Annotated in this window: 8 protein-coding genes and 20 tRNA genes; 24 read left to right on the forward strand and 4 right to left on the reverse strand. The window is 43.0% G+C overall.

Annotated elements, in window-relative coordinates:
* Positions 1 to 304 precede the first annotated feature (304 nt).
* The 4 genes from AABK37_RS37905 to AABK37_RS37920 all read right to left on the reverse strand — a co-directional run bounded on the left by AABK37_RS37905 (position 305) and on the right by AABK37_RS37920 (position 4,610).
* Complete coding sequence (locus AABK37_RS37905) at positions 305 to 496, reverse strand: hypothetical protein (RefSeq protein WP_432556593.1); 192 nt, start codon at positions 494 to 496, stop codon at positions 305 to 307.
* 272 nt (positions 497 to 768) lie between these two features.
* On the reverse strand, positions 769 to 1,338 hold the full coding sequence (locus AABK37_RS37910; RefSeq protein WP_432556594.1) for an SRPBCC family protein: 570 nt from the start codon (positions 1,336 to 1,338) through the stop codon (positions 769 to 771).
* Positions 1,339 to 1,354: 16 nt separating this feature from the next.
* Positions 1,355 to 3,358 carry a GAF domain-containing sensor histidine kinase gene (locus AABK37_RS37915; RefSeq protein WP_432556595.1) on the reverse strand — a complete coding sequence of 668 codons (2,004 nt, stop codon included), beginning with the start codon at positions 3,356 to 3,358 and terminating at the stop codon, positions 1,355 to 1,357.
* A gap of 916 nt (positions 3,359 to 4,274) precedes the next feature.
* Positions 4,275 to 4,610, reverse strand: coding sequence for a ribbon-helix-helix domain-containing protein (locus AABK37_RS37920; protein WP_039747472.1), 336 nt, complete (start codon positions 4,608 to 4,610; stop codon positions 4,275 to 4,277).
* 83 nt (positions 4,611 to 4,693) lie between these two features.
* On the opposite strand from AABK37_RS37920, the gene AABK37_RS37925 reads away from it, so the two are divergent.
* The 24 genes from AABK37_RS37925 (at position 4,694) to AABK37_RS38040 (ending at position 9,003) form a co-directional block, all read left to right on the forward strand.
* Complete coding sequence (locus AABK37_RS37925; protein WP_432556596.1) at positions 4,694 to 4,930, forward strand: hypothetical protein; 237 nt, start codon at positions 4,694 to 4,696, stop codon at positions 4,928 to 4,930.
* Positions 4,931 to 5,011: 81 nt separating this feature from the next.
* Positions 5,012 to 5,530, forward strand: a complete 519-nt coding sequence (locus AABK37_RS37930; RefSeq protein ID WP_432556597.1) for an HNH endonuclease — start codon at positions 5,012 to 5,014, stop codon at positions 5,528 to 5,530.
* Between the two features lie 16 nt (positions 5,531 to 5,546).
* Positions 5,547 to 5,978, forward strand: coding sequence for an alr0857 family protein (locus tag AABK37_RS37935; protein ID WP_432556598.1), 432 nt, complete (start codon positions 5,547 to 5,549; stop codon positions 5,976 to 5,978).
* A gap of 735 nt (positions 5,979 to 6,713) precedes the next feature.
* A tRNA-Asp gene (locus AABK37_RS37940) sits at positions 6,714 to 6,809 on the forward strand.
* A 4-nt stretch (positions 6,810 to 6,813) separates the two neighbouring features.
* Positions 6,814 to 6,887: transfer RNA gene (locus AABK37_RS37945), tRNA-Glu, on the forward strand.
* Positions 6,888 to 6,893: 6 nt separating this feature from the next.
* Positions 6,894 to 6,966: transfer RNA gene (locus tag AABK37_RS37950), tRNA-Cys, on the forward strand.
* Between the two features lie 6 nt (positions 6,967 to 6,972).
* Positions 6,973 to 7,043, forward strand: a tRNA-Met gene (locus AABK37_RS37955).
* Between the two features lie 5 nt (positions 7,044 to 7,048).
* Positions 7,049 to 7,119: transfer RNA gene (locus AABK37_RS37960), tRNA-Trp, on the forward strand.
* 17 nt (positions 7,120 to 7,136) lie between these two features.
* Positions 7,137 to 7,209 (forward strand) — tRNA-Glu (locus AABK37_RS37965).
* 8 nt (positions 7,210 to 7,217) lie between these two features.
* Positions 7,218 to 7,298 (forward strand) — tRNA-Tyr (locus AABK37_RS37970).
* A 4-nt stretch (positions 7,299 to 7,302) separates the two neighbouring features.
* Positions 7,303 to 7,392: transfer RNA gene (locus tag AABK37_RS37975), tRNA-Ser, on the forward strand.
* A 4-nt stretch (positions 7,393 to 7,396) separates the two neighbouring features.
* Positions 7,397 to 7,470: transfer RNA gene (locus AABK37_RS37980), tRNA-Arg, on the forward strand.
* Between the two features lie 84 nt (positions 7,471 to 7,554).
* Positions 7,555 to 7,652 (forward strand) — tRNA-OTHER (locus AABK37_RS37985).
* A 6-nt stretch (positions 7,653 to 7,658) separates the two neighbouring features.
* Positions 7,659 to 7,733: transfer RNA gene (locus AABK37_RS37990), tRNA-Asn, on the forward strand.
* A 10-nt stretch (positions 7,734 to 7,743) separates the two neighbouring features.
* Positions 7,744 to 7,816, forward strand: a tRNA-Gln gene (locus tag AABK37_RS37995).
* Positions 7,817 to 7,820: 4 nt separating this feature from the next.
* A tRNA-Gln gene (locus tag AABK37_RS38000) sits at positions 7,821 to 7,893 on the forward strand.
* 37 nt (positions 7,894 to 7,930) lie between these two features.
* Positions 7,931 to 8,005, forward strand: a tRNA-Leu gene (locus AABK37_RS38005).
* A 9-nt stretch (positions 8,006 to 8,014) separates the two neighbouring features.
* Positions 8,015 to 8,092: transfer RNA gene (locus AABK37_RS38010), tRNA-Leu, on the forward strand.
* Between the two features lie 4 nt (positions 8,093 to 8,096).
* Positions 8,097 to 8,170, forward strand: a tRNA-Pro gene (locus AABK37_RS38015).
* 7 nt (positions 8,171 to 8,177) lie between these two features.
* Positions 8,178 to 8,251 (forward strand) — tRNA-Leu (locus AABK37_RS38020).
* Between the two features lie 8 nt (positions 8,252 to 8,259).
* Positions 8,260 to 8,333: transfer RNA gene (locus AABK37_RS38025), tRNA-Leu, on the forward strand.
* An 8-nt stretch (positions 8,334 to 8,341) separates the two neighbouring features.
* Positions 8,342 to 8,416, forward strand: a tRNA-Leu gene (locus AABK37_RS38030).
* Positions 8,417 to 8,512: 96 nt separating this feature from the next.
* Positions 8,513 to 8,590: transfer RNA gene (locus AABK37_RS38035), tRNA-Thr, on the forward strand.
* Between the two features lie 59 nt (positions 8,591 to 8,649).
* Positions 8,650 to 9,003, forward strand: coding sequence for a hypothetical protein (locus AABK37_RS38040; RefSeq protein ID WP_432556599.1), 354 nt, complete (start codon positions 8,650 to 8,652; stop codon positions 9,001 to 9,003).
* Positions 9,004 to 9,069 lie beyond the last annotated feature (66 nt).

Raw genomic sequence — 9,069 nt, forward strand, 5'->3', positions numbered from 1 at the left:
CTATGGAGGTCTACAAATTAGACCCAAAAAAGTTTACTGGTTACCCAAAGCCACCTAGTTATATTGACGAGAAAAACATTGTCAAATTTAACTACCAAGCTATAACGAATAAATAGTTTTTTAGCAGTAGAAACGTTCCGAGGCTAGTAAAGACGTCCGACGGTAGTAGAGACGTTCCATCGGAACGTCTCTACTGTGTTGACCATTTGTCCCAATGGTCATGCGATCGCATGACCACATGCTTCAAGAGTTGCGATCGCGCTTGACATCCTGGATCGTTTTCTCCAGATACCAACAGCTTGTTTTACCTGGGTGTAGTTTTTGCTGTTGCTTGACGTAAACGAAGGGCGATCGCACTGTCACCGTAAACTAAACCTAGTAGCTGCTTAAATTTGATGGGATCAATTGATATCTGGCTAGGTTGTTGTGGTATTTTATTGCCAGTCCATTTCAGCGATTTCAAATCGGGTAGTGGTTGCTGTATTGGTTCCATCATCAATTAAGATTGAGTTAAAGTTACGGGGGTTCAATTTGCGTTTTCCTTTTGGTTTTAGTCATCCGTCAATATTGCGCATTTAATTTAAAGAAACTGTAAAGTTCTTTGGAGTCGTCAAGCTGGAAAGGTATCTATTTCGTAGTAAGCACTCTCCGTGCTTACTACGAACGTAAAATTATGCGCTAATTGCGTAAGCTATAATGTATAAAAAATCGAAAAATTTTTCAGATACAAACAATTGGATATCTTCCCCCAGCCTTCGGTGGTAGCAACTAAGTAGCTAACTCCTGTACGCGCTGGCGAATCGCTAGCAGATTTAACTGTAGGTCATTTTTTAACCGACGCTCAATCACTGTGACTGGCATAACAAGTTTAGGCCAAATATTGACTGTGTAGCAAACATTAGTTCCCACATCTTCACCAACGCAGTAAGGTTCTAAATACCAGCTACCAGAGTAGTCTTTAAAATCTCCCTCTACCATTTGGAAATTAATTGCTTTGAGAAAGCATTCTTCCAAATCGAGAACTACACGCGCACAAAAGTTAAAATTTAATAAGCGCTGCGAGCCTACTTGCTCTAGCCGAATACCGCCGGTAGGATGCGCTAATCGACGACTTTTGGCAAGGTTAGGAATGAATTCAGCTAAAGCCTCGTAATCTGTCAGGACTTTCCAAACGTGTTCAACTGATTGGGGAATTTGGATTTTAGCAGTGATTTGTCGCTTTCGCTCTGCTATTTTCTCAATTTGGACTTCCACATCGGTTGTCAAATTTTCTTCTAGGTTGGTGTCGTCACTAGCATTCAAATCAAAGTCCTCTGTTGTATTGTATTGCTCAGTCACTTTTAAATGGTTTGCTTTATTCAGAAAATTGGGGCAGAGTTAGGGTGAAGCAAATTCTGCTCAAGTTAGAGTCCTCAATTGAAGTACTCTCAACAGCGATCGCTCCATTTAAATGCTGCACTAAAGACTTGACTAAAGCAAGTCCCAAGCCTGTACCTGGAGTCCATCTTCCTCCTCTTCCGCGACGGAATCTGTCAAATATGTAAGTCGCATCTTCATCAGAGATACCAAGTCCGGTGTTAGTTATTTTAATAATAACTTGATCGATTTGTTCTTCAACTTGGTGATAGACTTGCAATTGAACCACAGAATCGCGTTCTGAGTATTTACTCGCATTCGTAAACAACTCCTGGAGAATGCGGTTAAAACTTTCTACTTCGGTTTGTAGAGTTAGTGATTCTGTAGGTAAATTCAGGGAAATACTTAATCCCTTAAGAGCGAGTTTTTGCTCAAAAGATGCTGCTATATCTTGAATTTTTGTATTTAAATCGATGTTTTCATATTGTGGGCGCTCATGATGAGAATCAAGCCTTTGAAGCGTCAACAAGTCATTAATCAAGTTGATTTCTTTAGTACACTCGCTTTCTAAGATATCCACATACTTAGCTTGACGCTCTGGTGCTATTCCTGGTAGACGTAAATTGCGGATTGACATCAGCATATTCGTCAGGGGGTAACGCAAGCGATCGCTCATGTTGCTCAAAAATTCATCTTTGAGTTCGTTAAGTTCCCGCAGCTGCTCAACATATTGCCGAGTTCTTTCGTGCAGTTTTGCCTGCAATTCTAGACTACTTTGTAGTTTTGCGGTGCGCTCGTCTACCAACATCTGTACTTGTCGCAGTGTCTGTGATTGAATTATGGCATTGCTCATTTGAGCGCAAAGCATTTCCATCATATTTAATTCTGCAAAATCCCAATTGCGAGGCACTGCTTGCTGAAGCACTAAAAATCCTATAACTTTGCCTTGATTCTCTAAAGGTACTAATAGCACCGCAGGCAGTATATCTAAAGCAAACACCCCAGCAATTGAAATACTGTTTTGGTCTATATTTTCATTTATAATTACTGCTTTTCCTGATGTGAAGACGCGCTGGCATAAACCACACTCGGAAACAGAGAAAGACTTATCCAAAGTTTCTAGTTGAGTGGTGCTTTGACTTTCGTCTCTAGACCATTCAGCAACAACAGTTGCTTTTGCTTTGGGAATTTGTTTTTTCGGTTGAGTCCTAAATAGCGGATCTGTATATTTTAGCAGTATGAGCATACCGCGATCTGCTTGAAGACATTCTGCTGTCGAGGCGATCGCTAACTGAAGCATTTGATTTAACTCCAGGTTGCTGCGACTGAGTATTGTCAATTGCGCGATCAAGTTTTGATGCTGGGCGCTCTTAGCTATATATTTTTCTTGAGAAGCAATTACCTGTGCTTGTGCTACTTGGGAAAAAGCGATCGCGCAAGACGATTCTACGGCTTTTAGCAGTTGTTTTTCTGACTCACTCCAATCATAGGGATGAAACTGTATCAGACTTATCACCCCGTTATTTTTGCCACCAAAGCGTGTGGGAATTGCCAAAACCGCTTTAATCGGTAACGGTAAATATTGATATCCTGTTTCCAAACTGTTTTTAATCGTCGAAATGTCTTCAATCGTTGGTTCACAAGCACATTCCACCTGTTCGGTTGAGAATATCTCATCTGGATGCGGCAAGCCTAAATACTTCGACGCACACCAATTAGCAGTAATTGCCCGATCAAATTTTTCACTTGTTACTGGAACTAAGCAGCAAGAATCAACTTGGAACGCGGTTCCTAGCAGTTGGGCAATCTCTTGCAGCATCGTTGCTGGAGCCAAGCTCTTGGCGATAATTTGATGAATATGACGTGTCAACTGGTGTACATGTTCTTCCTGATGCTGCATCAGCTTGACTGGGTATTGTTGTCGATCTACTTCATCTTGGCGCAGTACTGGCGATGATAAAGTTTTTTTCATTCCTGGCACACTGTTTGATAATGACCCCATCCTCTTTTTACCTTACCTCCTGGCATTTCTTTTACATGAGTGTTCTGTAGCTGCACCTGATGATTCGCTTATCTTCAAAGATCAAAACTTTCTTTCACCTGTTATAGCCCCTTTCTATTTCAGATGACCAAATCACTGGTATATTAAATAAATGTATACTTAGTTTCAAAAATACCAATTATAGAGTAAAACTCGGAAACCAGTTAATTTCTGGCTTTTATGTATTGAGTTAATTTACTAACTTGGATTTAGAATATCCTGTCTGTAAGTATACATAAACAGTAATTTCTCTAGAATTTAGGCAGAAACTACGTAAATCTCTTCCGGGTTAACACTGAGGCGTTTTTTCGCGCTTCGTAATATTTATTTCAACTTATGTTTACCTAAGTGCGCGACTATTCTTTTTTAAAATCAAAAGTAGAATCTGATTCAAGGAAAACTGAGGCATAGTTTTTACGGGTTACTTAGGCAGATAGTAAAGAAGTTGTAAAGTTTTGCTCTTCAAAATTTTCTTGGGGACAATCATTTACCGATAGTGGTGGTGGTTGCCATCTGTTAAGTCTCCCCCAACGCGCTCCTTGCCACTACGAATAGAACAAAAAGTCCGCGATGGCGCTCTTAACAAAGCAGCACGCGGCAGGCTTTGGTACAGGCAACCTGAGAGTGGACTCACCATTTTTTTGTCGCCAATAGGACTTACGCACCCACTAAAGTCTTGTAGGGGCAATTCATGAATTGCCCCTACGTAAATTCAAGCTTTGACGACGACATGAGTGCGTAAGTCCTAACCAAATTGGTCACAAATATTTGGATTTTATGAAATTTATTTATTTTCTTAATAAAAATTAATTATAGTATAGCCCAGTTACCAGCAAACATACATGAGTAACTGGGCTGTATTTACTTGAAACGAGAGTTATCCAACCAAACTTTCGACACAAAGAGGAACCATATCGCCATTCCTCGTCAGTCCTAACAACATTGGTTGTTGGGGTTGAATTAATTGACCTGTGAGTACGCAGCGTTCTTCTTGTTGAGCTGTTGCGGCTATGCTGGCTCGAATATCAGATCGCGAAAATCGGGGTTTCCACTCACCTGATTTTTGCTGGACATAATTCCAGAGTATATCTCGGATCAATGCCTGATATCCCTGGCTGCCAGCTAATTCTTTGAGTTTATCTTTTAGTTCGCGCTCCAGACGGATGCTGGTAACTTCCATGTCGGTGGTTGGCGTGCGAGCGATCGTATGCATCACTTTTTCTCCTTATAGGTATGGACAGGATAGTAATACAAGTGTAGTATGTTTAAAGGAATGTTCAATAGGTGAAATTTTCTGTGAAATCCGTTTACCCAAACTCTACTTCTTCGCGTGCTGCCAACTGCCGATTTAGTTGGGAATCAGCCAGTGCGGGAGTGGAGTATTTATTTATGGGTGACGAAGTCCATAATTACGGGCAAATCACAGAGGGTAATCATGATTTTAGATTTCAGAGAATTAGTGGGCTGAATGCAGCACTAAAACCAAACCAAGCAAGCGGGAGGTACAGATACCAAGATGCTGTACCGATATAAGACCAGAACACTTTCCGGTCAATTTCCAACCCCCGCTTCAGAAAAAAAAGAAGCGGGGGTTTTTTAATAAGGAGTCAAGCTGTGACGAGCGCAATGCAAGTGTTAGAGCAATCCGTGGTGGTTTTTTCGCAAAACTACTTGCCACTGTGTCGGGTAAATATCAAGCGGGCGATCGTGCTGTTAGTAACAAATAAAGCCGAACCGCTCGACTTTATCGCCGAAAACGGATGGCAAGTCCACTCACCCAGCTTGGTACTTTATGTACCAAAACACATTCGCTTGAAAATCGCTTCTAGTGAGCGCGTGTGGAAAATTCCGCCGGTAAATCGACGGGAAGTGTTGCGACGAGACCATCACAGTTGCCAATATTGCGGTAGCAGCAAACATCTAACGCTGGATCATGTGATTCCGCGATCTAAAGGCGGTTTGCATAGTTGGGATAACGTAGTCACAGCTTGTGAAAAATGTAACTCCCGTAAAGGCGATCGCACTCTGTTTGAAACTGGTATGCAACTGCGTACCAAGCCAAAAGCACCAGTTCATCCGGCTATATCTTTCGCCGAACAGTTCTGGCGTTCGGAACAAGCAAACCTGGAATAACAGGAGAGCATAAGGAATGTTGAAATTAACTTACACTGAAGAAAGTTTTTACTTAGAGTGTCTAACTCAGTCTTTGGAGCAATGGGTGCAAGGGCGAGTGATTTTGGCACTGCGAGTTGGGCAATGTCTGTGCGTAGAACCGAGTACCGCTTCCTTTTTGCTTCCTGTTAATTTACCAGGAGTAGAAGCGCTAAAAGCTGAGGTGTTAAAAGCTGAGATAAAAGGCGATGACAAAGAAATTATGGCGTTGTCAGTTTGTGATGCCGAGTATTTAGAAGTTACTCTGCGCGGTTCTTGGATATCAAATGGTTCCGAGGATGCTGAGGGTGTGTTTGTCACGACGATGAGCGATTCGCCTAACGGCGATAGCTTCGCTTCACGCACTGAATTTTTTGTACACAAACTCTGGCAAGAGGCGCAAAAAAGCGCCTCCGTCGTGAGCGAATGAAATGACTTTTGAGGTGAGTAGAAATGCTCACCTTTTATAACTTCATTTGTAGTAAGGGTGTTACAAGTTAGCCTTGCCTTTAAAATCGGCGTTGCTGATTTGTTGGCGTTTGGCTATTTTTTTCCAGTATAAAAAAGTGCATAAAGCAATACTACAGACAGTTACAAAGTTGGTTTGCAGTCAAATCAGTGCGATCACACTAAATATGTTTTGTCGTTTGAGATGATTGTCTATTAAGTTAAATTTCCAGAATTTCACGATTAGCACAAGTTGTAGTTTGAGCGAACAAACAAGTTATTGAGTTAAAACCTAAGCACAGAAGTAGTTTTAGACAATTTCAAAAAAACTTTCCCAAACCCCTTGACATCCTTTGTAGTATTTATGTAGTATACTTGTAGTGAAGGAAAAGACAAACGAACCAAAAATTAAAAACTATGTTTTACATCCAAATAGTGCCCAAAAGCTGGGATAAACCACAATCCCCAGCAAATAAAGCTCCTCCTACTTCCAAATTATCTGAAGTAGAAGGAAGAAATCACAAAAGTTCTCATGCAAAGAACAAAACCACCGAATACATGCGTAATACACAACGGGTTTATTACTTAGAGCGTCGGTTGTTTTGCTAACAGTTAAAAGTAATTTTTCTGAACCTTGAAAACTAAATATGAAATGGGCAAATTCACCAAAAATCTGTGCCTAAAAGTCTAAAAGTTTAGGTACAGATTTCAAAAATATCGGGGTGTAGCTCAATTGGCTAGAGCGTTCCGTTGTCTGCGGAAATGTTGCGGGTACTCTTCGAGAACGCTTCGCGAACAAGTCCCGTCACCCTGGTTGAAGTCCTGTAGGCGAATAGTTTAAGCCATCAGTTTCTCAAGCTGAAGATTGCGGGTGCAAATCCCGTCGGGACTTGCAAATGGCTGAGTAGCCAAGTGGTTGAAGGCGTTGGTCTGCAAAACCGATATCGTGAGTTCAAATCTCACCTCAGCCTTTGTGTCGCAGTGTAGCTTAACGCAAAGCCCCAAGCTCATACCTTGGTTGATGCGGGTGCAAATCCCGCCGCTGCTACTCATGCAGGGATGGTGTAACGGCAACACCGCGCTCTCCAAAAGCGTTGTTCTGGGTTCAAATCCTAGTCCCTGCGTTTTACTTCTTAAATATGGTGTCGTGGGCAAATGGTTAAGCCACCAGGCTTTCAATCTGGGGATTGCGGGTTCAAATCCCGTCGGCACTATAAAATTTGGGTCGGCTCGCCTATTGGTGCGGGCAGCGCTCTGTAAAAGCGTCCTTTATTGGTTGCAGGTTCAATTCCTGCCCGACCCACTGAGGAGAAGTGGCTGAGTGGCTAAAAGCGTCCTCCTGCTAAGGGGAAACGGGTGTTTAAAACCCGTCGCAGGTTCAAATCCTGTCTTCTCCGCTTTGGTCGCGTGGTGTAACTGGATAACATTTGAGTCTACGAAACTCAAGAGTGAAGGTTCGATTCCTTCCGCGATCGCCTTACATGGGAGAGATGAAGTAGTGGCTGATTAGTGTTGAATTAAACCAGTCCACTAGATAAAACTTATCTCTCCTTCTATATCCCCCGGTAGCTCAGTTGGTAGTAGCGTCTGTCTGTTCGCGTAGCGTCTCCGATAGGAGAAGAACAGAAGGTCGTCGGTTCGATTCCGACCTGGGGGACTTCGTTGCCTTGTAGCTCAGTGGTAGAGCAGTCGCCTGTTAAGCGAACGGTCGTAGGTTCGATACCTACCAGGGCAGCCATTTATTTCATTGCCGGGTGGACGAATTGGCAAGTCGCATCGCTCTGAACGATGAAGTTACAGGTTCAAATCCTGTCCTGGCATTTATTGGGGAGTCGCCTAACGGTATGGCACCGCTCTTTGAAAGCGGCAAAATGCGGGTTCGAGTCCTGCCTCCCCAGTTTCTGCTCTAATGCTTTTATAGAACAGCAAATTTATAGTCCTGTAGCCCAACTGGAACGAGGCGACCATCTCAAAAATGGTAGGTTGTGGGTTCAAATCCCACCAGGACTATTAAAACTTGCTCCTGTGGCGGAATTGGTATACGCGGCAAACTTAAAATTTGTTTTTTAAATGTGGGTTCGAGTCCCACCAGGAGTATTAACGGGATGTGGCGCAACTTGGTAGCGCGGCGGCTTTGGGAGCCGAAGGTCGCAGGTTCAAATCCTGCCATCCCGATCGCTTTACTCCCGTAACCCAACTGGCAGAGGTGTCAGGTTGAGAGCCTGATTAGTACCAGTTCAAATCTGGTCGGGAGTATTAATTATACCTCCATAGCCCAACGGTAGAGGCGCTGTGTTCAGAACGCAGTTACGTGTCGGTTCAAATCTGACTGGAGGTATCTATTAAGCCCCTGTAGCCCAATTGGAAGAGGCTCTAAGCTTAGAACTTAGATGTTTACTGGTTCAAGTCCAGTCAGGGGTATTGGTGCGATGCGGGTGAAGTAGCCACGGTAGGCTTGGAGGTCTCATAAGCCTCTTTTTAGCAGGTTCAATTCCTGCCCCCGCCACCAAAGTTAGTGCTGGTGTAGCTCAATCTGGAAGAGCAACTGACTTGTAATCAGTAGGTTGCACCCTTCAACTCCTGTCACCAGCCCCAGAATCTCGCCATCTGCGTGCGGCTATGCCAAATTTGTATAGTCGATTGAGGAGTGTAATATGACTGTAATAACTGTTACTGATGCTCTGGCAGAATTGACGCTGCTGCAAAAGCGCATCGAATCGGCGAGAGCGGCTTTAGAAAACAATACTTTGATAGCTGTTGTGGAAGTCGGCAAAGTTCCTACTGGCTTTAAATCCAGAGAGGAGTATGAAGTCAATGCTAAGGCACTTGTGCAAAGAGTTCAAGCATTGCTTGACAGAACACGACCGATTAAAAGAGCGATCGTCGTTTCTAATGCTTCTACTCGCGTGACAGTTGCAGGAGAGGAGATGACGGTAGCAGAAGCGATTGAAATGAAAAATTTCATCGACTATTACAAAATTGAAAGCAGAAAGCCCATCGGCTTTTAGCCGTGGGATGAATGCGTAGCGCCTTTAGGCGCAATCTAGTTTTTAACGTGTTTTTTGGTTAGCGAT

Source organism: Tolypothrix sp. VBCCA 56010 (assembly GCF_050875635.1).
GTDB lineage: Bacteria > Cyanobacteriota > Cyanobacteriia > Cyanobacteriales > Nostocaceae > Hassallia.